Origin of the sequence: Pseudomonas sp. CFBP 8770, from assembly GCF_014841705.1 — a bacterium.
Lineage (GTDB): Bacteria > Pseudomonadota > Gammaproteobacteria > Pseudomonadales > Pseudomonadaceae > Aquipseudomonas.
The window spans coordinates 220235-244436 of sequence record NZ_JACYUL010000001.1 but is presented as its reverse complement, the minus strand read 5'-3'; the positions used below and the strand labels follow the sequence as shown (position 1 = coordinate 244436).

Below are 24202 nucleotides of genomic sequence, written 5' to 3'. Positions count from 1 at the left end.
CCAGACCAGGCGGAGGTCTACTCGGGTGTTGCGCGCCTGATTTCGTTGTGGCCCAGGTCGCGTGCGGGGTCGATCAGGTCACGGATACGCTGCTTGAGCACCTTGGCCTCGGGAAAGCCGCCATCGGCCTTGCGCTCCCAGACCTGCACACCGTCACAGGTGATGAGAAAGCGGCCGCCGCTGGCGGGCGCCAACGCAACCTGGCCCAGGTCCTCGCCAAAGGTGCTGAGCAGCTCCTGGGCCAGCCACGCGGCGCGCAGCAGCCATTGGCACTGGGTGCAATAGGTGATCACCACCTGAGGCTTGTGTGCGGTCCCATCGTTCACGCTTCATCCATCCGATTCAGCAACTGCCGTGCTGCCTGCTTGCAGGAGTCATCGCCTTCGCGCAGCAGTTCGTGCAGGAGCGCGCTGGCTTCGCTGGTATCGCCCTCATCGAGCAACTGCTGGGCTTGATCGAGTTTCTGCGCCGAAGCGTGCTGCAGCTCCAGATCATCGAAATCCACGGTCAGGGCATCGAGCTCGGGCAGGTCGCTGTCGGCGATGAAGCTGTCGAGGAAATCGTTGTCGATATCATCCTGGGTCTTTCCGGGCGGGGCGTCGTCCTGCTGAAGGAACGGCTCGTCTTCGACATCGGCGAAGTCGCTGAGAAACTGCTCTTCGGGCATCTCGAAGACTTCCGGCAGCTCCTTCAGATTGCTGGTGAACGCAGGGTCCATTTCGACCTCGAGCGGCGTCTCGACGAGCGCCGGCTTGCCTTTGGGCGACGGCGCATCATCGAATGGGCTGACCAACGCCCAATCGGCGTCCATGGACAGGTCATCGAGGTTGAGCTGAAATTCGTCTTCCTGCTCGCGCGGCGGGGTTGACCGAGCTGATGGCTCAGGCGGCGCCAGGTCGAGATCGGGCAGCTCGAACTCCAGTTCGGCTTCGGGCTCAGGCTCAGGCTCAGGCTTCGAAGCGGGCTGCACCGATGCCGCAACGGCCGCAGTGGTTGCCAGTGCAACTGCAGCTGCAGCTGCTGCCGGTGGCAGACCATTGTTTGCCGTTGACGGCGCCTGCGCAGGCTCGAGGTTGGGAAAGCGGCTGCGTATCTCGGCCAGCGTCGCTGCGCTGAATCCTGCAGCCAGCAACAGGCTTTCCTGCTCGGCGAAGCCCTTCGCATTGCCTTGCTGGCCCAGCACTTCGAGCATGCGCACACGCAGGTCGGTACGTTCCGGCTGCTTGGCCAGCCCGTCACGCAGAATGCCCAGGGCTTCGTTGAAGCGGCCGTAGGCAATATAAATGCTGGCACCGTCGAGGGCGTCCGTGGCCGTCGGCGTTTCACGGCGTACCACCGGCGCAGGCTCGGCACGCATCGGCGCCGTGGCGGCCACCTGCGCAGTGGCCGGCACGCTGGCGGGCGGCGTCGCGCGGACCGGCTGGGTGACGACCGGTTCGAACGCGTCCTGCAGCGCGGCCGACTTGCGCTGCCGTTGGCGGCGCAACAGCAGCAACAGGGCAATGATCAGCAGCAGTGCCGCAACCAGGGCCAGGATGTTCAACCAGCCGCTGCCGTCCTCCGCTGGTGCCGGTGCTGGCGTGGCAACCGCTGCGGGTGGGGCAGATGCGGGCGATGGCTCAGGCGTTGCCGCAGGCGCAGCGGGTGCCGTTGCGGGAGCGACGGGCGACTCGGCCTCGGCCGCAGGTGTCTCGGCCATGCGTGCCTGCAGTTGGGCGACCTGCTTGTCCTTGTCGGCTACCTGCGCCTCCAGGCTCTGCAGGCGCGCCTGCACTTCGTCGAAGCTCTTCTGCAGTTGCTGGTTTTCCAGGGCGGCGGCGGCCAGTTGCGCAGCGTCCTGCGCGGCGGCCCTGGCAGGCCCCTGTTTCGCAGGCTCGCTGGCGGTCGGCGCAGCGGCAGTCGCGGCCTTGGGCTTGGTCGGCGCTGCTGCGGGCGGCTGGGCACTTGCCTGCACTGGCTGGATGCGCTGGGGCGCGCGGTCCGCGAGGCCCGGCCCCATCCCCGGTGGGTCGAGCAACACCGTGAAGGCGCGAAGCAACTGTCCATTTGGCCGACCGACCTGAATCACGAAACTCATGAAGGGTTCGGTAACCACTTTGCTGGAGCTGACGTGAATGACCTTGCGCGCGCCGCTGAAATCAGGCGAGAACTTCAGGTCGTTGAGGAAGAAACTGCGTTCCACCCCCGCCCTGGCGAACTCTTCGGCCGTCGCCAGGCTGGCACTGATGTCGTCCTGCTCCAGCCCCGCGGTGTCGAGCAAGGCGATATCGGCGCGAAACGGCTGGTTGAGCGACGAGCGCAGGGTAAGCTCGCCAAGGCCCAGCGCCGAGGCGGCCGTGGAGTAGCACAGCGCAATGGCCCATACCGATGCCAGCAGACGACGTGAAGCAAACCTTGAACGCGACGGTATACGCACTTGCATGGGAATCCCTTGAAGACCGACATCCAATAACTTTATAGCCCGTACGGCCCACTTGCTCCAAGCGGGTGACGGCCCGTTGACTTCAGGATTTCTTTTCCAGATTCGCCAGGATGCGGCTGTGTACCCGCATGGCGGTGCTCAGTTCTTCTTCGTCGACACCCATGAACAGCTCGGCACGCAAGGCGTTGGCGATGGTTTCGATCTGCTCGATCAGCGGCCGTGCGGGCGGGCACAGCATGATCTTCTTGGCCCGACGGTCTTCGACCACGGCCTGACGCTCGACCAGGCCCTGGGCTTCGAGGCTGTCCAGCAAGCGTGCCAGGGTCGGGCCTTCTACGCCCACGCTCTGCGCAAGCTCGCGCTGGGTCGGCGCTTCGCCGAACCGCGCCAGGTGCAGCAGGACCAGCCAACGCGCCTGCGACAATCCCAGACCCGCCAGCCTGCGGTCCAGTTCGGCCCGCCAACCACGGGACATATGCGCCAGCTGCATTCCGAAGCGATGTTGATCAGTTAACGGCATAGATCTCTCTTGAAAAAACAGCCTTGCACAAGCAGCGCGTGCGTGAAGGTCGGAGCTGATGATTAGTCAGCTAATCATGACCTTAGCCCACAGGCAAGACTCATGCCGAGTGACAGCCTCGTTCACACCTCGAATTCGGACTGCAACGCCGCACGGACGCAATACAGCACGCCTTCGGGCACCCGGCCGGTGAACTGCCCCGCAATCTCGGCGACGCCGGGCAATTCACCTTCGCCGTCGAGAAAGGCGTCCTGGATTTCACTGAGCAGTTCCTCGGGAAGATCAAGCGCCTGCTCCAGTGACAGCTGCTGCTGGCCGATCGCTTCGGCCAGCAGGCTGTAGACATTCTTCTCACTGCACTGTAACTGGCCAGCGATCTGCAGCGGCGTCATGCCAGCACGGGCAAGGCTGATGAGCTCGTGACGGATATCGGCCACTTCGCGTGGCGCTTGCGCGCCGCCCGAGCCAGCCAGTACCTGCAGGAACGCTTCGCCGTAGCGCTCGAGCTTGCGTGCGCCGACGCCACTGACCCGCCCCATGTCGGCCATGCTGGTCGGCTGGCTGCGCAGCATTTCAAGCAGGGTCGAGTCAGGGAAGATGACGTAGGGCGGCACCGCATGTTCCTGCGCCAGGTTGCGCCGCAGGGTGCGCAGCGCTTCCCACTGTTCGCGCTCCTCGCCGCGCACCAGCTGGCTGGCGGGGCTGGCCGAGCCACTGCCGCGAGCAGAGGTCTGCGGCTTGATTTCCTTGCGCAGCGCAAGCGTCACCTCGCCGCGCAGCAGCGGCCGGCAGCTGTCGCTCAGACGCAGGCCGCCGTAGCCTTCAAGATCGATATCGGCCAGACCGCGGGCGACCACCTGGCGATACAGCGAACGCCACTCGCCTTCCGAGCGGTCCTTGCCGACACCGAATACCGCCAGTTTGTCGTGGCCGAAACTGCGCACCTTCTCGGTGTCCTTGCCCAGCAGCACGTCCACCAGATGACCGACGCCGTAGCGTTGCCCGGTGCGGTAGATGGCCGACAACGCCTGGCGCGCCGGCTCGGTGGCATCCCAGGTCTGCACGCCGTCGACGCAGTTGTCGCAGTGACCGCAGGGATTGGGCATTTCTTCATCGAAATAGGCCAGCAACGATTGACGACGGCAGCGGGTTTCCTCGCACAGCGCCAGCATGGCATCGAGCTTGTGCTGTTCGAGCCGCTTGTGGCGCTCGTCGCCTTCGGAATTCTGCAGCATCTGCTTGAGCATCAGCACATCCTGCAGGCCGTAGGCCATCCAGGCATCTGCCGGCAGGCCATCACGGCCGGCCCGGCCGGTTTCCTGGTAGTAGGCTTCCAGCGACTTGGGCAGGTCCATGTGCGCGACGAAACGCACGTTGGGCTTGTCGATACCCATGCCGAAGGCGATGGTAGCCACCATGATCAGGCCTTCCTCGTTGAGGAAGCGCTTCTGGTTCGCGGCCCGCGTCGCGGCAGGCAGGCCGGCGTGGTACGGCAACGCCGGAAAGTTGTTTTCGCACAGGAACGCGGCGACTTCATCGACTTTCTTGCGCGACAGGCAGTAAACGATGCCTGCGTCGCTGCGGCGCTCGGCGAGGAATGCCAGCAGCTGTTTGCGCGGGCTTTCCTTGGGCACGATGCGGTAGAATATGTTGGGCCGGTCGAAACTGGACAGGAAGCGCTCGGCGTCCTGCAGGTGCAGACGGGTGACGATCTCCTCGCGCGTGCGCTTGTCGGCAGTGGCGGTCAGGGCGATGCGCGGCACGTGGGGAAACTGTTCGGCCAGCTGGCCCAGCTGGAGGTACTCGGGGCGGAAGTCGTGGCCCCATTGCGAAACGCAGTGGGCCTCGTCGATGGCGAACAGGGCGATGTCCAGACCGCGCAGGAAATCCAGCATGCGCGGCTGCACCAGGCGCTCCGGCGCCAGGTACAGCATCTTGATTTCGCCGCGGCGGATGCGCGCAGCCAACTCGCGCTGTTCATCGGAACTGAGCGTGGAGTTCAGCGCCGCGGCTGCCACCCCGAGCTCCTCGAGCGTGGCGACCTGGTCGTCCATCAGGGCGATGAGCGGCGACACCACCACCGCCAGGCCATCGCGCAACAGGGCCGGCACTTGAAAGCACAGCGATTTGCCACCGCCGGTGGGCATCAATACCAAGGCATCGCCACCGCGGGCCACACGTTCGATAATGGCACCCTGGCGACCACGGAAGCTGTCGTAGCCGAAGATGTCCTTAAGAACGCGTTGAGCCTGTTCGAGCATGGGTCACTCCAGAAATCGTAAAACCACCCGGGCCGCACAGGCTGGATGAAAAGCGCTTTTGCCGCATCCGCCTTTGCGTAAGCGGGGGTTACCGCCCCGTGAACTCGGGGCCTGAGCGAAAGACCGCGGCAGTATACCCCAGTGCCAGCACCGCGGCGCAGCACCCGCACATCCTGCCATTTCACCCCTTGGGTGGCGCACAGGGCCTAACAAGGCCTAGAATTCAGTATCCGCATAGTCTTCCAAGGTAACCTGTTAATGTCCTTCGCCGAGCAACTGACCCGCCTGCAAGCCTTCCTCGACGCCGATGAGCTGCATGACGAGGCGCTGGACTACGTCGCCGCCCATGGCTACCTGACCGCCCTCTCCATCTGCTCCGAAGAGGTTCCCGAACGCGAGTGGATCGACGCCCTGTTCGCCGAGCCGCCGCACTACAGCGACGATGCCCAGCGCGAAGAGATCGAAGGCACGCTGATCCAGCTCAAGGCGCATATCGCGCGCCAGCTGGCCAGCGACGAGGAATTCGAGCTGCCATGCGACCTCGACCTCGGCGACGAGCCGGATGACTCCGACCTGCGCGGCTGGTGCATCGGCTTCATGGAAGGGGTATTCCTGCGCGAGGCCGCCTGGTTCGAAACCGCCGAAGACGAAGTCAGCGAGATGCTCCTGCCGATCATGGTCGGTTCCGGACTGTTCGACGAGCAGCCTGAGTTTTCCGACATTGCCGCCGATGCCAATCTCATGGACGACATGATCGTGCAGATTCCCGAAGCGCTGACGGCCCTCTACCTGCTGTGCAACGCCCCGGACGAGAAACCGGCCATTCTCAAGCCTCGCCATCACTGAAGCACAGGCCGTGGATAAAGCTCGGCCGGCATGGCTGCGCTATCTGCTTCTGGGCATTGGCTGTACCAGCGTGTGTCTCGGCGTCATCGGTATCGTCCTGCCGGTGATGCCCACTACCCCTTTCCTGCTCCTTGCCGCGGCCTGCTTTGCGCGAAGCTCCCCGCGCTTCCACGCGTGGCTGCTTGGCCATCCGCAACTGGGCCCGTTGCTCAAGGCCTACCTCAACGGTGAAGGCATTCCCCGCAAAGCCAAGGTATTGGCCATCGGTTCCCTGTGGGTCAGCATCGCTGTCTCCTGCTGGTTGACGCCCTGGCCGTGGCTGCGTGTGTTGCTCATTGGCGTCGCCATCGCAGTGACTGTCTATCTCGCTCGCCTGAAGACACGTGTCTGAAGCGCAAGCCGACAATCGATTTCCCAGGTCAGGTGCCGCAAAAAGTCACCCTCCAGTGACCGAGGATGTCGACGAACGGTCGACTCCTGATAAAATCTGAATGAAATCAACCAACTAATCTCGTCCTTCAGGATGGATCAGGGTTGATACACCCCTCATTACCAGTGACAATTTTCCGTCACTATACGACCGCATTTTTCCGTCTTATCTCGCCCGTACCGCGCCACCCCCCAAAACGCTGGCCTTGCGCCTTCTTTTGCACTGAACCCCGCTCACGGCGCGCGCCTCGAGAGCAGTGAAATCTATTTGCCAGCATCGAAAGGAATGATGGCATAACTGTTTTTTGCTCTATATCATGTGAAAATTCCGTTGAACGCGCTGCTTTCGGCGCCTCGATTGCGCTTGTTACAACCCCGAAACGGACTTTTAAACGAGTTATTCGCCAACATTCTGGCGTCTGCACGACTTCACACATCACGGAGAAGCACCCGAATGCGCGTTTTCACCCCCATCTGCAGCGCGATTTTGTTGGCCATGGCGTGCTCGCACGCGCAAGCCATGTCGCTCACCGAGGCGATCCAGAGCACCGTGGATAACCACCCTGAGTTGGCATCCAACATCAACAGTCGCCTTGCCGCGGATGAGGACACGAAGATTGCCCAGGGTGCCTACCGCCCCAGCGTCGATTTCGTTGCAGGCTACGGTCGCGAGCGTTCGGACAACCTGAATACCCGCGCGCGCGGCAACCACAACAAGGAAACACTGAACTACACCCAGTCAGAGTTGCGCCTGCGCCAGATGCTGTTCGACGGTTCCAGCGCCTCCAGTGAAGTCAGCCGTACCCGCTCGACCGCTACGTCGCGTGCCTACTATGTGCAGGCTACCGCCCAGGACCTCGCCCTGCGCGCCGTTCAGGTGTACCTCGACGTACTGCGCAACCGTGAACTGGTAACCCTGGCCAAGAACAACCTGCAGGCGCATCTGCGCGTCAACGACCAGATCGGCCTGCGCAGCGAGCGCGGCGTGGGCAGCACCGCCGACGTCGACCAATCGCGTGCTCGTCGCGCCCTGGCCGAGAACAACTACAACACCGCTCAGGTCAACCTGGCCGATGCCGAAGCGGCCTTCTTCAGCGCCGTGGGCCGCATGCCCGACGAACTGGAACCGCTGCCTTCGATGCGTGGCGAACTGCCGGCCGACCTGAACGCCGCCCGCCAGTCCATGATGGAAAACAATCCGTACCTCAAATCGGCCCAGGCCGACGTGCAGGCTGCCGAAAGCCAGTACGCAGGCGCCAAGTCCGCGTTCTACCCGCGGATCGACGCTGAACTGGCTACCGGTGCCAACAACAACCTTTCGGGCGAGCGCGGCCACAACAACACCGATTGGCGTGCCGGTGTGAGCATGAGCTACAACCTGTACCGTGGCGGCAGCGACAAGGCCCGTCTGCAGGGCGATGCACATCGCATCAACCAGGCCATGGACATTCGCAACAATGCCCTGCGTCAGTTGAACGAAAACATGGCTTTGTCGTGGAACGCGATGAAGAATGCCGGCACGCAGATTCCATACGCCCGTGAATACGCCGAGACCACCACCCGCGTGCGGGCGGCCTATCAGGACCAGTTCGGCCTGGGCCAGCGTACCCTGCTCGACGTACTCGACAGTGAGAACGAGCTGTACACCGCCAACACCCGCTACGCCGAAGTGCGCTACACCGAGGAATACTCGATGTACCGCGTGCTTTCGAGCATGGGTGAGCTGCTGGCCAAGACCCGCGTCGTGCTGCCAGCCGAAGCCGTTGCCCTGACCGAAGTCAAGAGCGAAGCGCGCCTGCCAGACATGCGCTGATTGCCGCTACGCCGGACCCCGTGCCCGCTCGTTCGCAGCCGGTCAAGGGGTTCGCGTGACGAAAGCCCTGGGCTCAGCTCAGGGTTTCGTCGATCACCAATACCACCTTCCCCGAAATCTGATTGCTTGCCAGCGCTTCGAACGCCGCTTCGGCGTCGGCGATCGGAAACGTCTTGGCCAGCTGCGACTTCAAGCGCCCTTCAGTGAACAATGGCCATACCTGCTGGCCCAGGTCACTGAGCAGGTCGGCCTTGAACTGATCGTCACGGCTGCGCAAGGTTGAACCCTGCAACCGCACACGCTTGGCCAGGACCTTGGCCAGGTCGAACTGTGCTTCACGACCGCCCATCAGGCCGATCATCACCCAGCGCCCGTCAAGGGCCACTACCTCCAGGTTCAGCTCGCTGTAGTTGGCGCCGACCGGGTCGAGGATCACATTGAACGGCCCCAGGTCCTTCAACGCTTCCAGCCCGTCGCCCCGCACCACACCGCCCTGGGCACCGAGCGCTTCGCAATAGGCCAGGCGCTCGGCGGAACCGACGCTGACCCAGGTCGGGTTGCCGAACGCCTTGCACAGCTGGATCGCCGCCGAGCCGATGCCACTGGCGCCAGCATGCAGCAGGACCTTCTCGCCCGGCTGCAGGTCGGCCAGCTGGAACAGGTTCAGCCACACCGTCGCGTAGACTTCGACGATGCCCGCCGCTTCGTGCAGGCTCAGTCCCTCGGGTACAGGCAGCACATGGCGACCATCGACCACCACTTCTTCGGCCATGCCACCCCCGGCCAGCAAGGTGCAGACCCGGTCGCCGACCTGCCAGGACGATCCCACGCCGACCTCGCTGATCACGCCTGCGCATTCCAGGCCGAGGATATCGCTCGCGCCTGGCGGCGGCGGGTACAAGCCTGCGCGCTGCATCAGGTCGGCCCGATTCAGGCCGGCCGCGGCTACCCGAATCTTCACTTGACCTACGTCACACGTCGGGCTCGGTTGTTCGAGCCACTCCACATGTCCTTCCACGCCTTGCAATGCCTTCACGGTGCCTCCATAGTTGAGTCATGACTGAGCCCGACGCCTTGGCGTCGGGCTTTTCGCATTATGCGTCCGGCTTCAACGGAACCGGCGAATTCAAAGACGGCCTAATATGCGTGATCAATTGCCCCCACGTCGAATCAGCATGAAGCATTTCATTCCCGGCAGTGCCCTGGCGCTGTGTATCGGCCTCGGCAGCTTGTCGATGTCCGCCAATACCTTCGCTGCCAACAGCTGGGACAAACTTCAGCCCGATCGCGACGAAGTGGTGGCCAGCCTCAATGTCGTCGAACTGCTCAAGCGTCATCATTACAGCAAGCCGCCGCTCAACGATGCGCGCTCGGTCATCATCTACGACAGCTACATCAAGCTGCTCGATCCCTCGCGCAGTTATTTCACTGCGGCCGACATCGCCGAGTTCGACAAGTGGAAGACCCAGTTCGACGACTTCCTGAAGAACGGCAACCTGGATCCCGGTTTCATCATCTACAAACGCTATCTGGACCGGGTCAAGGCACGCCTGGACTTCGCCCTGGCCGAACTGAACAAGGGCGTCGACAAGTTCGACTTCACCACCAAGGAAACCCTGCTGGTAGACCGCAAGGATGCTCCTTGGCTGAAAAACGAGGCCGAGCTCGACGACCTGTGGCGCAAGCGCGTGAAAGATGAAGTGCTGCGCCAGAAGATCGCCGGGAAGGACGCAGCGCAGATCCAGGACACCCTGTCCAAGCGCTACAAGAACCAGCTCGCGAGACTGGACCAGACCCGCGCCGAAGACATCTTCCAGGCCTACATCAATACCTTCGCCCAGTCCTACGATCCGCACACCAACTACCTGTCTCCGGACAACGCGGAAAACTTCGACATCAACATGAGCCTGTCGCTCGAGGGCATCGGTGCGGTCCTGCAAAGCGACAACGACCAGGTCAAGATCGTCCGCCTGGTCCCCGCGGGCCCCGCTGACAAGACCAAGCAGGTCGCCCCTGCCGACAAGATCATCGGTGTTGCCCAGGGCGACAAGGAAATGGTCGACGTGGTCGGCTGGCGCCTGGATGAAGTGGTCAAGCTGATTCGCGGGCCGAAAGGCTCTACCGTGCGCCTGGAAGTGATTCCGCACACCAATGCGCCCAACGACCAGACCAGCAAGATCGTCTCGATCACCCGCGAAGCGGTCAAGCTCGAGGAGCAGGCGGCCAAGAAGTCGATTCTCAACCTCAAGGAAAACGGCCGCGACTACAAGCTGGGCGTGATCGAGATTCCTGCGTTCTACCTGGACTTCAAGGCGTTCCGCGCCGGTGACCCGGACTACAAGTCGACCACCCGCGATGTACGCAAGCTGCTCACCGAATTGCAGAAGGAGAAAGTCGACGGCGTGGTCATCGACCTGCGCAACAACGGCGGTGGCTCCCTGCAGGAAGCCACCGAACTGACCAGCCTGTTCATCGAGAAAGGCCCGACCGTGCTGGTGCGCAACGCCGATGGCCGCGTCGACGTGCTTGAAGATGAAAACCCCGGTGCGTTCTACAAGGGCCCGCTGGCGCTGCTGGTCAATCGCCTGTCGGCTTCGGCGTCGGAGATTTTCGCCGGTGCCATGCAGGACTACCACCGCGCGTTGATCGTCGGCGGCCAGACCTTCGGCAAGGGCACGGTGCAGACCATCCAGCCGCTCAACCACGGCGAGCTCAAGCTGACCCTGGCCAAGTTCTACCGTGTCTCGGGGCAGAGTACGCAGCACCAGGGCGTACTGCCTGATATCGCCTACCCGTCGATCATCGATACCAAGGAAATCGGTGAAAGCGCCCTGCCCGAAGCCATGCCCTGGGACACGATCCGCCCGGCCATCAAGCCGGCCAGCGATCCGTTCAAGCCGTACCTGGCCAAGCTGACCGCCGACCACGACGCCCGCACCGTCAAGGACCCGGAATTCATCTACATCCGCGATCGCCTGGCCTTGGCCGAGCAGTTGATGAAAGAGAAGACCGTCAGCCTGAACGAGGCCGACCGTCGTGCTCAGCACAGCGATATCGAAGCCAAGCAGCTGGCCCTGGAAAACACTCGGCGCAAGGCCAAGGGCGAGGAGCCGCTGAAAGAGTTGAAGAAGGAAGACGAGGATGCCCTGGGCGCCGATCCGGACAAGACCAAGCCGGAAGATGACGCCTACCTCGCGGAAACCGGGCGCATCCTGCTCGACTACCTGAAGCTCAACACGTCGGTGGCCCGGCATTGACCGTGGCATGGCCCTGCATTGACGGATAGGTGACAGGACGGTCATCAAACCGACATGAAGCTGTCGTGAAATAGGGACCCGCTGCGTCTGCAGCGGGTCTTTTTTTGCGTCTGGCCCGCGGCTTTCGACCCGTTCGCGCGACCGGCCAGCACGACATTCAGCAAGGTAGGAACCGATGACCGTCATAGAACAGCTCAGCGCCCTGGACACCATTCTTGCCCAAGGCGGTGTGCACTGCTTGTTCCAGCCGATCGTGTCACTGTCGCAACGGCAGATCCTTGGCTTCGAGGCATTGAGTCGAGGGCCCTCGAACAGCCCGCTGCATTCGCCCATCAATCTGTTCGCAGTGGCGCGCCAGGCCGGTCGGCTCAACGAGCTGGAAGTGATGTGCCGGGAAACCGCCTGCCGCCGCTTCAGCGAACAGCGCCTGGACGGCAAGCTGTTTCTCAACGTCTCGCCCGAGTCGCTGCTCGAACCCCTGCACGAGGACGGCCGTACATTGCAGTTGTTGCAGCGCTACGGCATCAGCCCCAGCCAAGTGGTCATCGAACTCACCGAGCAGACTCCTACCGACGATTTCCAACTGCTGTTCAACGCGCTGCATCACTACCGCGCCATGGGCTTTTCGATTGCCCTGGACGATCTGGGTGCAGGCTATTCAAGCCTGCGCCTGTGGTCCGAGTTGCGTCCGGACTATGTGAAGATCGACCGACACTTCATCGACGGCATCCACCAGGATGCACTCAAGCGCGAATTCGTCGGTTCCATCCTGCAGATCGCCAAGGCTTCTCGAGCGCAAGTGATCGCCGAAGGCATCGAGTTGGTCGAGGAGTTGCTGGTATTGATCGAAATGGGTGTCGACCTGGTCCAGGGCTATCTGCTTTGCCGCCCTCAGGAACAGCCGCCACGGGACGTGCGTGGGCTGATCCCGCGGTTCGAGGACGGCAATCCACCCCTTGGCGACCACGGCAGCGATCTCGCACCGTTGGTCATCGAGCAGGCCGCGGTGCACCGCGACACGCCGACGCAGCAGGTCCTGGAAGGCTTTCGCCTGCAGGCCAACCTGAACACCCTCGCCGTCGTCGACAGCGACCGGCGGCCCTGCGGCATCGTCCATCGACACTCGCTGTCCGATGCCTTGCTCAAGCCCTTCGCCACCGAGCTGTTCGCGCGCAAGCCGATCAGCCGGCTGATGAGCAATGATTTTCTGGCAGTGGACAGCAAGCAGTCGCTGCAACAGGTCAGCCGGTTGCTGACCGGGCGTGCACGGCAGCGGATCGAGGAAGACTTCATTGTCACCCAAGGTGGACAATACCTGGGACTGGGGCGGGTCATCGACGTGCTCAAGCTGATCACCGAGCTGAAAATCCAGCAGGCCCGGCATGCCAACCCCTTGACCCTGCTGCCTGGCAACGTGCCGATCCAGCAGTGCCTGACCCGTGTGCTGGAACAGGGCCGCGAGGCGATCATCTGCTATGTCGACATCGACAACTTCAAGCCTTTCAACGACATCTACGGCTACGCGCGTGGCGACGAAGTGCTGCTGTGCCTGGCCCAGTGCCTGAGCGAACGCGTGGACCCGAGCCGGGATTTCGTCGGTCACATCGGCGGAGACGATTTCATCCTGGTCATCAGCCCGGCCGATTGGTGCCGTCGCCTGAGCCAGCTACAGGAGGATTTCCAGCACCAGTGCCGGCGCTTCTATCGCCCGGAGCATCTGCACGCGGGCTGTTTTTTGGCCAAGGATCGTCGCGGCGAGCAGCAACGGTTTGCCTTGTTGTCGCTGTCCATCGGCGTGGTTCGCTTGCGGGCCGAGGCCTGCGCTCTCATGGATGGCAGCCAACTGGCGGAAATGGCTTCGCAGGCCAAGCACCTGGCCAAGGAAGTCCTGGGGTCCAGCGTGCACGTGATCGACACGCAGCTTGCCGAGTCGGCCTAGCGGCTCAGGCCGCGGTAGTCGGCGGATAGGCGTATTCGAACACGCGCGCCACTTCCGAGGCATGCCAGGAGGCGGCGGCAACGCCATCCGACGGACCGCAGAAGCGTCCGAGTTTTTCCGCGCATTCGAAAAAACCGGTGCGCGGCAAGCGGCTGGCACCCTGGCTTATCACCAGGGAGCTGCGCAGTGGCTGATCGGCGCGGGCGTCGATCATGGCCAGGTATTCGAGTGCTGCCGTGAGCGTCTGCATGGCGGGTGTGGGCAGTTCCAGGCGCTCGAGCAGCGCGCGATAAGTGAGCAGATGCCGCTGGCGCCGAGCGTGATCCAGCTCGCCGAGCAGGCCCTCCCATTGCAGGCGACTGATGCGCAGGCTCACGTGCTGCTGCTCCAGCCCGGCACCCCCAGCTCCCAGGCGAGACTGCGGCGTATGGCGGCGTCCGGTTCGCGCTCGCCGGTCTCGATCATCGACAGGTAGGAGGGGCTGATGCCTACGGCGCGGGCCAGACTTTCGAGCGGCACGCCGCGGGCCTCGCGAAGTTCACGCAGGCGCTCGAAACTGGGTGGTGGTGCGGGTGCTACAGCGCCGACCGGGTCGGCCGAGGACTGCGCGTTGGTGACGACATCTGCAGAGGCGCTGACCGGGGTACCGGCAGCTGCAGCCAGCAGCCGCTGGTACTCGGCCCATGGCACTACCGCATACTCCGGCTGGCCGTCGCGGCTTATCACCTGAACCCCCATTGCATCCTCCCGCCCGATAAGCGCGCACATCGGACGATGCGAGCGTAATGGCGGAATGTTAACAGGGGATTGCCGACTTCGGGGCGTTAACTGCGCGTCGAAGTCGGCGAGCAGGTTCAGCGGGAAAATTCAGCGATGGGACTTTTCCAGTTCCAGGTCCTTCTCCGAAGCTGGGAGGCGTTCGAGCACTCGCAGTTTTTCCGGTGACTGGCGCTGACGCCAGGCGCGGAATGCGTCGAGCTCGCCGGACAGGGTCTTCATCACCCAAGCCAGCACGGCGATGTCGTCGAGCATGCCGACACCGATCAGGAAATCCGGGATCGCGTCGATGGGGCTGACGAAGTAGACCAGGCCGGCAACGATCGACACCAGTGCCTTGGGGCTGATGCTGCGGTACTCGCCGCGCCAGTAGGCCAGGCACAGGGCCTGCAACAGTTGCACGTCTTCTTTCAAGGCGCCCAACCGGTAGCCCTTGCCCTTGCGTGCCACGGCGAAGATCAGGGCCGGCAAGCGGCCTCGACTCAGAACGCGTTCGGCAATGGGCAGGAAACGGGTGAAATTCCACGGTGCTTTCATGAGCCCTCCGGTGCCGAATGACAGTTTGAGGTTATCCACAGTATTTGTGGATAACCTTGTGAACAGAGCTGCTTTTCGTGCCTGACCTGCCCGGTTTTCAAGGGCTGAGGTCAAATCGGGCGTTTTTTACTCACACAAAAAAGCCACGAAAATCCTTGACGCAGTGTTCCGAAAACAGCTAATGCCGCTTCCTTTAAGACTCTTTGGCACGGGCCCGGTTCAAACGAAAACGCCCCGTCGAGGCGGGGCGTTCAGGGCAACTCAGCGGGTTACTTGGCGGGAGCGGCTTCTTCGACTTCAGCGTCGTCGGTTTCGGCCGCAGCGTCAGCGGCAGCCTTGGCAGCGTCCTTGATAGCGATCAGCTCCAGGTCGAACACCAGCACCGAGTTGGCTGGAATGGTCGGGCTCGGGCTCTGGGCGCCGTAGGCCAGGTCAGCCGGGATGAACAGCTTGACCTTCTCGCCCACGTGCATCAGTTGCAAGCCTTCGACCCAACCGGGGATCACGCCGCTGACCGGCAGATCGATAGGCGCGCCGCGCTCGATGGAGCTGTCGAAGACCTTGCCGTCGATCAGCTTGCCTTCGTAGTGGACGGTGACCACATCGGTCGGCTTGGGCTGGGCGCCCTCGGCTTTCTTGATGACCTGGTACTGCAGGCCGGATGCGGTGGTGACGACGCCGTCTTTCTTGGCGTTGTCCTCGAGGAACTTCTTGCCGGCGGTCTGCGCTTCGGCGTTCATCTTGGTCATGCGTTCTTCGGCGCGTTTCTGCAGGTCGGCAAAGGCTGCGACCAGGTCGTCGTCCTTGATCTTCTGCTCTTTCTTGCCGACGGCGTCTTCGATACCCAAGGCAACGGCCTTGGAATCGAGATCGTCCATACCTTCCTGAGCCAGGCTCTTGCCCATGTTCAGGCCGATACCATAGGAAGCTTTCTGCGCCGGGGTTTTGAGCTCGACGCTGGTCTGGGAATCGCAACCTGCGAGGACCAGGGTGACCAAGGCAACTGCCGCCGCCAACCGATGCTGTTTCATGCTATTTCCTTGTTCATGCGCCATAAGGGCAATCGAATGAGGCCGCGAGCTTATCAGGCGGCCACGACCAATGGCTACCGGCATGAGAGAGGCAAAAAGACGATAAGTTCAGGCCAGCAAAAGGAAAGTGGCTCGGCAGCGGCTGGATGAAACATGTGTCACGCAGTGCTGGGTGCCTGCCCGTAGTGCGCAGCCACTTCACGCACCACTTCACACAGCCACTGGGCCGGCAACGCCAGCGGCAACGCGGCGTTGCGACAAATGCCGACCGAACCACCCGGCTCGTGCACGCCCAGATCGAGCTCGCACAGTTGGCCGGTGACGATATCGCGCTGCACCGCATCGCGCGGGGCCACCCAGATGGCGTCACTGCTGGCGACGTAGCGTCGACTGAGGGTCGGTGAAAGCGTTTCCAGACGTTGCGCCGAGGGCGTGATGGCGCACTGCACGAACAAACTGTCCGCATGCTTGCGGATGGTGGTACCGGCCAGCGGCAACACCCATGGGTAACGGCCGACCTGCGCGGCGCTCAGCGGGCGCATTTCCAGCAGCGGATGCGCCGGACGCACCACGAGCGTCATGGATTCGCTGTACAGGTGTTCGAACGACAGGCCCTGGATCTGCGGGCTATCGGTCATGCGGCCGATCACCAGGTCCAGCTCGCCGACGTGCAGTTGCGCCAGCAGGTAGGCCCCCGGCCCGGTCGCCACGCTGACCACCAATGCGGCGTGGCGTTCGTGCAGGCGGCAGAGTACTTCAGGCAACAGCTGGCTTTCCACGGTCGACAGCACGCCGATGCGCACTTGCGGGGCTTCGTCAGGCTCGCCGCGCAGACTGCTGACGCCATCGCGCAAGGCCTGCACGCAAGGCCCGGCATAGCGCATGAAGCGCACGCCGGCGGCGGTCAGCTCGACCCCGCTCTTGTCGCGTTCGAACAGGCGTGTCTGCAGCAGGTCTTCGAGTTCCTTGAGCGTCTTGGAAATCGCCGGCTGGCTGATGGACAAGCCATCGGCGGCCTTGGCGAAGCTGCCCTGGCGGGCAATTTCGAGAAAGCACAGCAAATGGCGGAATTTGATACGGCTGTCGAGGTTCATGGCGCCAATCGTAGCATTGAGCCATGGGGTTTGCTTCGGCAGCGAGGGCCTCTTCGCGGGCAGAGCCCGCTCCCACATAGTCAGAGTTTCATTTGAACTTGTGGGAGCGGGGCGGGCGGCGAGCCCTCTGCCCGCGAAGAGGCCCGCAAGACCACCCTAGACCCTGCCAATCTCCACCTGATCCCCGTTGAAGCGCACCGGCCACACCCTGATGCCTTGATCCGGCGCCTCCAGGCAGCGCCCGTCGCTGAAACAGTAATGCTGCTTGTACAGCGGCGCAGCCACCACCAGCTCGCCCTGCAGGTACCCGACGATGCCACGCCCCAGCACATTGGCGCCCGAGCGCGGGTCGTGGTTGTCGATGGCGTGCAGCACCCTGCCCTCGCCCGCGTCGGGGAGGTAGAAGACTGCCACCTGGTCGCCGTCCAGCCATACCACTACACCAGAATTGGCGATCAAGTCCGCTCGATCGCACACTGTTTGCCAGTCCATCGCCTGCACCGCCTTGGCCGCCTGCATCACAACACCTCCTCCATCACCGGGATCAACGTGACCACATCGCCCGCCTGCGCCGGGCGGCGCTGGCCACGTTCCTTGACGAACTGCACACCGGGGTCCGCACGCTTGTCGTTGACGAAGGTGCGGAAGCGCTTGAGCTTTTCCGGATCCTTCAGGGCATTGGCCCATTCGCATTCATAGTGATCGACCACCCGTTGCATCTGCGCTTCGAGTTCGGCGCCCAGGGCCAGGCTGTCCTCCAGCACGACCTGCTTGAGAAACTCCAGCCCGCCCTCGAGGTTTTCGCGCCACACCGAGGTGCGCTGCAGCTTGTCGGCGGTACGGATGTAGAACATCAGGATACGGTCGATGTAGCGGATCAACTGTTCATCGTCCAAGTCGGTGGCGAACAGCTCGGCGTGCCGCGGACGCATGCCGCCGTTGCCGCAAACATACAGGTTCCAGCCCTTCTCGGTGGCAATCACACCAATGTCCTTGCTCTGCGCCTCGGCGCACTCGCGGGTGCAGCCGGAGACGGCGAACTTGAGCTTGTGCGGCGAACGCAGGCCCTTGTAGCGATCCTCGATGCGCAGGGCCATGGCCACGCTGTCCTGCACGCCGTAGCGGCACCAGGTACTGCCCACGCAGGATTTCACGGTGCGGGTCGACTTGCCGTAGGCATGACCGGTCTCGAAGCCGGCTTCGATCAATTCGCTCCAGATCTCCGGCAACTCGTGCAACTGGGCGCCGAACAGGTCGATGCGCTGGCCACCGGTGATCTTGGTGTACAGATCGTACTTCTTCGCCACCACGCCGATGGCGATCAGCTTGTCCGGGGTAATCTCACCGCCTGGAATGCGCGGTACCACCGAATAGGTGCCGTTCTTCTGCATGTTGGCCATGAACGTGTCGTTGGTGTCCTGCAGCGGCACCAGCGAGGGGTCCATGATCGGCTGGTTCCAGCAGGAGGCGAGGATGTTGCCGACGGTGGGCTTGCACACGTCGCACCCCACTGCGCCGCGGCCGTGGCGGGCAAGCATGTCCTCGAAGCTGGCGATGCCCTCGACACGGGCCAGGGCATAGAGCTCGGCGCGGGTGTAGGCGAAGTGTTCGCACAGGCTCTTGTCGACGCTGACGCCGCGGGCAATCAGCTCGTGCTCGAACACTTGCTTGAGCAGCGCGGCGCAGCCGCCGCAACCGGTGCAGGCCTTGGTCTGCGACTTGAGCGCCGACAGGTCGCCACAGCCACCGTCGATGGCGGAACAGATCGCGCCTTTGCTGACGTTGTGGCAGGAGCAGATCATGGCGGTGTCCGGCAGCGCATCGGCGCCCAGGGTCGGTGCACCGTCGGACAACGGCAGGATCAGCGTCGAAGGATCGGCCGGCAGGGCGATGCCGTTCTGGGCGTATTGCAGCAGGGTGTCGTAGTAACTGTTGTCGCCGACCAGTACAGCGCCCAGCACCTGCTTGCCGCTGGCGTCCACCACCAGGCGACGGTAGCTGGCGTTGGCCTCGTCGATGAAACGGTAGCTCTTGGCGCCCGGCGTAGTGGCATGGGCATCACCGATGGAGCCGACGTCGACACCCAGCAGCTTGAGTTTGGTCGACATGTCGGCGCCGCTGAACGCGACCGGCGCCTCCCCGGCCAGCTCACAGGCGACGTTGCGGGCCATGCTGTAGCCCGGGGCCACCAGGCCGAAGACGCTGCCGTTCCACGAAGCGCATTCGCCGATCGCATACACCGCCGGGTCGCTGCTGCGGCAGTGCGGGTCGATGACGATGCCGCCGCGGGCGGCGATCTCCAGCCCGCAGGCGCGGCCCAGCGCATCCTGGGGACGAATGCCGGCGGAGAACACGATCAGGTCGGTTTCCAGAAACTCGTCGCCGTCGAAGTTCATCCGGTAGCGATGGGTCTCGCCAGCCTCGACGTTCTGCGTGGCACGGGAGGTGTGCACGCCCACACCCAGCGCTTCGATGCGCGCACGCAAGGCAGCGCCGCCGTCGACGTCCAGTTGCACAGGCATCAGACGCGGAGCGAATTCGACTACATGAGCTTCCAGGCCGAGCGACTTCAAGGCATTCGCCGCTTCCAGGCCGAGCAGCCCGCCGCCGACCACCACACCACGACGCGCACCGGCTGCCGCTGCGCGAATGGCGTCCAGATCATCCAGGGTGCGATAGACCAGCCTTGCGCTGCCTTCGCAACCTGGGATCGGCGGCACGAAGGGGAACGAGCCGGTGGCCAGTACCAGCACATCGTAGCCATGCCGCCCAGTGGCGGTGACCACTTCGCGGGCCTGGCGATCGATCTCGAGTACCGGCTGCCCCAGGTGCAGGGTGACACCGTGCATGCAATACAGCTGGGCGTCGCCCAGGGCCAAGGTTTCGGCGCACGAGCCGCCGAAGTATTCAGACAGGTGCACCCGATCGTAGGCGCGCTGGCGCTCTTCGCCGAAGACATGGATCTCGTAGCGATCGATCGCGCTGCGCTCGATCAGTTGCTCGACGCAATGATGACCCACCATGCCGTTGCCGATAACGATGAGCTTCTGCCGGGGCCTGAGGTTCACGAGCGCATTCATAGGTATCTCCAAGCGGGTCACGGTGCCTTGACCATCGGGCAAAAAAAAACGCCTGGAGCGAATCCCCCAGGCGCCTTTGCCTGATGGTCGAATTGAGGTTGTCCGGTGGGGTGATCGTCGTTGATCACCGGGACTTGGCCAAGGTGAAAGCAGATTGCGTGCCAGGGTGGTTTGGTGTGTGTCAGGCAGGGCCTTTCCGCGGGCAGAGGGCTCGCCGCGAAGAAGCCCTCACTGACAACAAGACCCATCCCAGTGCACACCGCACCGTTTCAGTACACATCCCGCACGTAGCGCTTGTCGCGACTGAGCTGCGCCATATAAGCCTCGGTCTGTACCTCGCTCATGCCGCCGTGCTCGGCCACTACCTGCCGCAGCACCGCATCGACATCCTTGGCCATCCGGCTGGCATCCCCGCACACATAGAAATGGCCACCTTGCTGCAACCATTGCCAGACCTGGGCACCCTGCTGGCGAAGGCGGTCCTGCACGTAGATCTTTTCCGCCTGATCCCTGGAGAACGCTGTGTCCAGCCGGTGCAGATGGCCGCTGCGCAGCCAGGCGTGCAGCTCGTCGCGGTAGTAGAAGTCGCTGAGCTCGCGCTGCTCGCCGAACAGCAGCCAATTGCGTCCGCTGTGGCCGAGCGCCTGCCGTTCGTGGAGGAAGGCGCGAAACGGCGCTATGCCCGTCCCCGGCCCGACCATGATCATCGGCGTGTCGGCTTGGCTGGGTACGCGAAACCCGCTGGCCTTGTGCACGAAGATCGGTACCAGCGCGGCCGCCGAGCGATCCGCCAGAAAACCCGAACACACCCCGCTGCGCACGCGCTCGTTGCAGTGATAGCGCACCGTTGACAGGGTGATGTGCACCTGCCGCGGGTCGGTGCGGGCACTCGAACTGATGGAATACAGCCGCGGCTGCAGTGGCTTGAGCAAGCCGAGCAGTTCCGGCGTGGTGAGCGTGATGGGAAAGGCTTCGAGCAGGTCGATCAGTTGCCGACCCCACAGCCATTGCTGCAACTCGCCGGCGCGCTCCGGCGCGAGCAGCGTGGCCAGCAGCGGATCGGCGCAGCGCTGGCCAATGAACGCCAGCCACTGCGGGGTGATACGAGTGATGTCCAGATGCTTGTGCAGCGCCACTGCCAGCGGCTGTTCGCCCTGCCCCTTGAGCATCACCCGCTCGCTGCTGTCCAGGCCCAGGCAAGCCAGCAGTTCTTCGACCAGGCTCATGCAGTTGCTCGGCCATACCCCGAGCGCATCGCCCGCCTCGTACACCAGTCCGCTGTCCTTGAGGTCGAACACCACATGGCGAACTTCCTTCTCGGTACCTGCCGCATTGAGCACTTGATTGTGCAGGACCCGCGCGAGCCATGGCCGCTTGCGGGTGTACAGCGGCGGGTCCTGAGTCGCCAACGCAGGCGTGCTGCCAGTTGCTGCGCCAGCAAGCAAAAGGCCGACGTCCTGCGTCCACTGCTCGGCGAGTTCCTGATCGTCGGGTTCGCACTCGACACGGGCAAGCAGGCGCTGCCCGCCCAGTTGGTGCAGGCGTTCGTCCAGCTTGCGGGCGAAGCCACAGAACTGTCCGTAACTTGAATCGCCCAGAGCCAGCACAGCGTAGCGCAGGCCCGAGCAGCGCTCGATCCGCTCGGCCTGCAGCTGCGCCCACAGGCCTACGGCGTTGTCCGGTGCGTCGCCGTCGCCGAAGGTACTGGTCACCAGCAATACGTCGCGCGCGGCCAACAGGTCGGCGGGGGTGATCGCGTCCATGCCGCGCAGCAGTACCAGGGCACCGCGTTCGCGCAGGGTCTGCGCGCAGCGCTCGGCGATGGCCTGCGCGTTGCCGGTCTGCGAGGCCCAGAGCACCAGGGTCCCCGCTTGTCCGGTGAGCGGCGCAACGGCGTGAGCCCGCTCTGGATCGAGGTTGTGCAAGCTGATCTTCGGCGAGCCGACCCGTTGCAGGGCCACGGCGGCATACTTGAACGCCGGCTGTTGCGACAGTGGATCGGCAGCGTCGCTGGTCAACGCATTGATGGCCAGGTCGCTGCCGTACACATCGTTCCAGTGAAATGGCACGAAGCAGTTGCCTGGCCGCACTCGGTCGCTGATGCGTGCCGGCAATACCGCCTGGCCGCGCCGCGAGCGGACCTGCACTTGATCGGCCTCGCCGATGCCCAGACGCTCGGCATCGTCGGGGTGAATCTCGATGAACGGGCCAGGATCGAGCTTGTTCAACGCAGCGACCTTGCCGGTCTTGGTCAGAGTATGCCACTGGTGCTGCAGACGACCGGTGTTGAGCACCATTGCGAACTGTCCGTCGGGCAGGTCGGCGGGCGGCAGGTGTGGACGGGCGAAAAAGCGACCGCGGCCGCTGGCGGTCGGAAAACGCGGCCCGGCGTCGGTCAGGTAGCGAATCGGGCTGCGCGGATCGTCCTGGCCAGGCGCAGAGGGCCATTGCCATGGCTGCTGGCGCAGTTGCGCATAGCCTGCGCCACGGATGTCGTAGCCGCTCTGCGGGTTGTCGAACCGTTGCAGCTCCTGGTAGACCTGCTCGGCGCTGGCGTAGTCGAAGCCTTCGGTGAAGCCCATGGCGCAGGCCACGCGGGCGATGATCTGCCAGTCGGCCAAGGCCTGCCCCGGTGCGTTCACGGCCTTGGGCATCAAGGTCATGTTGCGCTCGGAGTTGATCATCACCCCTTCCGCCTCGGCCCACAGTGCGGCCGGCAGCAGAACGTCGGCGTAGCGGTTGGTTTCGGTATCGAGAAACGCGTCCTGGGTGATCACCAGTTCGGCGGCTTGCAAGCCCTCGATCACTTGCTGGCGGTTGGCGACACTGGCCACCGGGTTGGTGCAGATGATCCAGCAGGCCTTGATCGCGCCCTCGCCCATCTGCCGGAACAGGTCGATGGTACCGGCGTTGCCTTCCTTGCGCAGGCTGCCGGAAGGGATGTTCCACAGCCGCTCGACATGGGTCCGGTCCGCGGCCACCAACAACGAACGCTGGCCGGGCAGACCAGGGCCCATGTAGCCCATTTCGCGCCCGCCCATGGCATTGGGCTGGCCGGTCAGGGAAAACGGCCCACTGCCCGGACGGCAGATGGCGCCGGTTGCCAGGTGCAGGTTGCACAGCGCATTGCTGTTCCAGGTGCCCTGGATGCTCTGGTTCAGCCCCATGGTCCAGCAACTCATCCAGTTCGCGGCGCCACCGATCCACTGCGCGGCCTGCCGGATCGCCTGTTCGTCGAGGCCGGTGATCTCGGCTACCCGGGCCGGGGTGTAGTCGGCCAGAAAGGCCGGCATTTCGTCCCAACCCTCGGTGTGCGCTGCGATGAAAGACGAGTCGGTAGCGTCGTTCGCATGCAGCAGGTGCAGCAAGCCATTGAGCAAGGCCAGATCGGTGCCCGGCTCGATCTGCAGGAACAGGTCGGCCCTGTCGGCGGTGGCCGTGCGCCGCGGGTCGACCACGATCATCCTGGCTCCCGCCTTGAGCCGGTCCAGCAGGCGCAGGAACAGGATCGGATGACAATCGGCCATGTTCGCGCCGATCACCAGGAACACGTCGGCGTGATCGAAATCATCATAGGAACCGGGCGGGCCGTCGGCGCCCAACGACAGCTTGTAGCCGCTGGCCGCACTGGCCATGCACAACCGCGAGTTGGACTCGATGTGCCGGGTGCGAACGTAGCCCTTGGCCAGTTTGTTGACCAGGTACTGGGCTTCCAGTGACATCTGCCCGGAGACGTAGAAGGCAAGTGCATCCGAGCCATGTTCATCGAGGATCTGCCGCAAACGGCTACCGGCGTCTGCGATGGCCATGTCCATGCTCGACTGCACCGGCTCGTGGCTGCGGCCCTGGCGCACGTAGGCATGCTGCATCCGGCCCGGATCACTCAAGGGCTGGGCGCAGGTGCTGCCCTTGGTGCACAGACGCCCAGCGTTGGCCGGGTGCTGCTTGTCACCGCTGACCTTGACCACCCGATCGTTCTCGACGGTCATGACGATACCGCAGCCGACGCCGCAGTACGGGCACACGCTACGGACAGAAGTGCGGGTCATCGGCGTTCCTCGCTGCTGGCTGCAAAACAAAAACGGCGCCGGCTGCCTTCGCTCATCAGAGCGGGCAGCACGGCACCGTTGTCGTGTGGGGGCAATCGGCATCGATTGCATTGTGTGCGAGGGTGCTTGCAATCCATGCGCCACAAT

Annotated in this window: 18 protein-coding genes; 5 read left to right on the top strand and 13 right to left on the bottom strand. The window is 63.6% G+C overall.

Features of this window, described 5'->3' with window-relative positions:
• Positions 1-17: 17 nt before the first annotated feature.
• From IFT98_RS01080 to recQ, 4 genes are all read right to left on the bottom strand, one after another.
• Positions 18-326, bottom strand: coding sequence for a SelT/SelW/SelH family protein (locus tag IFT98_RS01080; RefSeq protein ID WP_192049680.1), 309 nt, complete (start codon positions 324-326; stop codon positions 18-20).
• A complete protein-coding gene (locus IFT98_RS01075) occupies positions 323-2422 on the bottom strand; it encodes a FimV/HubP family polar landmark protein (RefSeq protein ID WP_192049682.1) in 2100 nt (699 codons plus the stop codon). Before IFT98_RS01075 ends, IFT98_RS01080 begins: the two co-directional genes overlap by 4 nt.
• 82 nt (positions 2423-2504) lie before the next feature.
• The gene (locus tag IFT98_RS01070; RefSeq protein ID WP_122797331.1) at positions 2505-2942 is read right to left on the bottom strand and encodes a MarR family transcriptional regulator; all 438 of its coding nucleotides are present in this window, start codon (positions 2940-2942) and stop codon (positions 2505-2507) included.
• A gap of 122 nt (positions 2943-3064) precedes the next feature.
• Positions 3065-5203, bottom strand: coding sequence for a DNA helicase RecQ (gene recQ / locus IFT98_RS01065; RefSeq protein ID WP_192049684.1), 2139 nt, complete (start codon positions 5201-5203; stop codon positions 3065-3067).
• Between the two features lie 258 nt (positions 5204-5461).
• On the opposite strand from recQ, the gene IFT98_RS01060 reads away from it, so the two are divergent.
• The 3 genes from IFT98_RS01060 to IFT98_RS01050 all read left to right on the top strand — a co-directional run bounded on the left by IFT98_RS01060 (position 5462) and on the right by IFT98_RS01050 (position 8291).
• Positions 5462-6049, top strand: coding sequence for a UPF0149 family protein (locus tag IFT98_RS01060; RefSeq protein WP_090356978.1), 588 nt, complete (start codon positions 5462-5464; stop codon positions 6047-6049).
• Between the two features lie 10 nt (positions 6050-6059).
• Positions 6060-6440, top strand: a complete 381-nt coding sequence (locus IFT98_RS01055) for a DUF454 family protein (protein ID WP_192049686.1) — start codon at positions 6060-6062, stop codon at positions 6438-6440.
• Positions 6441-6932: 492 nt separating this feature from the next.
• Positions 6933-8291 (top strand): TolC family outer membrane protein, encoded by a 1359-nt coding sequence (locus tag IFT98_RS01050; RefSeq protein WP_192049688.1) that lies wholly within the window; start codon positions 6933-6935, stop codon positions 8289-8291.
• Between the two features lie 73 nt (positions 8292-8364).
• Here the strand turns inward: IFT98_RS01050 and IFT98_RS01045 are convergent, their stop codons facing one another.
• A complete protein-coding gene (locus tag IFT98_RS01045) occupies positions 8365-9327 on the bottom strand; it encodes a zinc-binding dehydrogenase (protein ID WP_192049690.1) in 963 nt (320 codons plus the stop codon).
• Between the two features lie 139 nt (positions 9328-9466).
• On the opposite strand from IFT98_RS01045, the gene IFT98_RS01040 reads away from it, so the two are divergent.
• Both IFT98_RS01040 and IFT98_RS01035 read left to right on the top strand, forming a co-directional pair.
• Entirely contained in the window at positions 9467-11548 is a 2082-nt protein-coding gene (locus IFT98_RS01040; RefSeq protein ID WP_192049692.1) for a carboxy terminal-processing peptidase, read from the top strand.
• A gap of 175 nt (positions 11549-11723) precedes the next feature.
• A complete protein-coding gene (locus IFT98_RS01035) occupies positions 11724-13487 on the top strand; it encodes a bifunctional diguanylate cyclase/phosphodiesterase (RefSeq protein WP_192049694.1) in 1764 nt (587 codons plus the stop codon).
• Positions 13488-13491: 4 nt separating this feature from the next.
• On the opposite strand, the gene IFT98_RS01030 is transcribed toward IFT98_RS01035, so the two are convergent.
• From IFT98_RS01030 to IFT98_RS00995, 8 genes are all read right to left on the bottom strand, one after another.
• A complete protein-coding gene (locus tag IFT98_RS01030; RefSeq protein ID WP_192049696.1) occupies positions 13492-13863 on the bottom strand; it encodes a hypothetical protein in 372 nt (123 codons plus the stop codon).
• Positions 13860-14225 carry a helix-turn-helix domain-containing protein gene (locus IFT98_RS01025; protein ID WP_192049698.1) on the bottom strand — a complete coding sequence of 122 codons (366 nt, stop codon included), beginning with the start codon at positions 14223-14225 and terminating at the stop codon, positions 13860-13862. The genes IFT98_RS01030 and IFT98_RS01025 overlap by 4 nt, the downstream gene beginning before the upstream one ends.
• A gap of 129 nt (positions 14226-14354) precedes the next feature.
• Entirely contained in the window at positions 14355-14801 is a 447-nt protein-coding gene (locus IFT98_RS01020) for a YkvA family protein (RefSeq protein WP_122479188.1), read from the bottom strand.
• A gap of 269 nt (positions 14802-15070) precedes the next feature.
• Positions 15071-15832, bottom strand: a complete 762-nt coding sequence (locus tag IFT98_RS01015; protein WP_122713182.1) for an FKBP-type peptidyl-prolyl cis-trans isomerase — start codon at positions 15830-15832, stop codon at positions 15071-15073.
• 158 nt (positions 15833-15990) lie between these two features.
• Positions 15991-16926 carry a pca operon transcription factor PcaQ gene (pcaQ, locus tag IFT98_RS01010; protein ID WP_192049700.1) on the bottom strand — a complete coding sequence of 312 codons (936 nt, stop codon included), beginning with the start codon at positions 16924-16926 and terminating at the stop codon, positions 15991-15993.
• A 156-nt stretch (positions 16927-17082) separates the two neighbouring features.
• Complete coding sequence (gene nirD, locus IFT98_RS01005) at positions 17083-17445, bottom strand: nitrite reductase small subunit NirD (RefSeq protein ID WP_192049702.1); 363 nt, start codon at positions 17443-17445, stop codon at positions 17083-17085.
• Positions 17445-20006, bottom strand: coding sequence for a nitrite reductase large subunit NirB (gene nirB / locus IFT98_RS01000; protein ID WP_192049704.1), 2562 nt, complete (start codon positions 20004-20006; stop codon positions 17445-17447). The genes nirD and nirB overlap by 1 nt, the downstream gene beginning before the upstream one ends.
• A 269-nt stretch (positions 20007-20275) precedes the next feature.
• A complete protein-coding gene (locus tag IFT98_RS00995) occupies positions 20276-24055 on the bottom strand; it encodes a bifunctional nitrate reductase/sulfite reductase flavoprotein subunit alpha (protein WP_192049706.1) in 3780 nt (1259 codons plus the stop codon).
• Between the last annotated feature and the right edge of the window lie 147 nt (positions 24056-24202).

Excerpts from the sequence above, each read along its gene's own strand:
- IFT98_RS01075 (WP_192049682.1), bottom strand. The coding sequence starts at position 2,422 with ATGCAAGTGCGTATACCGTCGCGTTCAAGGTTTGCTTCACGTCGTCTG.
- IFT98_RS01070 (WP_122797331.1), bottom strand. The coding sequence starts at position 2,942 with ATGCCGTTAACTGATCAACATCGCTTCGGAATGCAGCTGGCGCATATG.
- recQ (WP_192049684.1), bottom strand. The coding sequence starts at position 5,203 with ATGCTCGAACAGGCTCAACGCGTTCTTAAGGACATCTTCGGCTACGAC.
- IFT98_RS01060 (WP_090356978.1), top strand. The coding sequence starts at position 5,462 with ATGTCCTTCGCCGAGCAACTGACCCGCCTGCAAGCCTTCCTCGACGCC.
- IFT98_RS01050 (WP_192049688.1), top strand. The coding sequence starts at position 6,933 with ATGCGCGTTTTCACCCCCATCTGCAGCGCGATTTTGTTGGCCATGGCG.
- IFT98_RS01040 (WP_192049692.1), top strand. The coding sequence starts at position 9,467 with ATGAAGCATTTCATTCCCGGCAGTGCCCTGGCGCTGTGTATCGGCCTC.
- IFT98_RS01035 (WP_192049694.1), top strand. The coding sequence starts at position 11,724 with ATGACCGTCATAGAACAGCTCAGCGCCCTGGACACCATTCTTGCCCAA.
- IFT98_RS01025 (WP_192049698.1), bottom strand. The coding sequence starts at position 14,225 with ATGGGGGTTCAGGTGATAAGCCGCGACGGCCAGCCGGAGTATGCGGTA.
- IFT98_RS01020 (WP_122479188.1), bottom strand. The coding sequence starts at position 14,801 with ATGAAAGCACCGTGGAATTTCACCCGTTTCCTGCCCATTGCCGAACGC.
- IFT98_RS01015 (WP_122713182.1), bottom strand. The coding sequence starts at position 15,832 with ATGAAACAGCATCGGTTGGCGGCGGCAGTTGCCTTGGTCACCCTGGTC.
- pcaQ (WP_192049700.1), bottom strand. The coding sequence starts at position 16,926 with ATGAACCTCGACAGCCGTATCAAATTCCGCCATTTGCTGTGCTTTCTC.
- nirD (WP_192049702.1), bottom strand. The coding sequence starts at position 17,445 with ATGCAGGCGGCCAAGGCGGTGCAGGCGATGGACTGGCAAACAGTGTGC.
- nirB (WP_192049704.1), bottom strand. The coding sequence starts at position 20,006 with ATGAATGCGCTCGTGAACCTCAGGCCCCGGCAGAAGCTCATCGTTATC.
- IFT98_RS00995 (WP_192049706.1), bottom strand. The coding sequence starts at position 24,055 with ATGACCCGCACTTCTGTCCGTAGCGTGTGCCCGTACTGCGGCGTCGGC.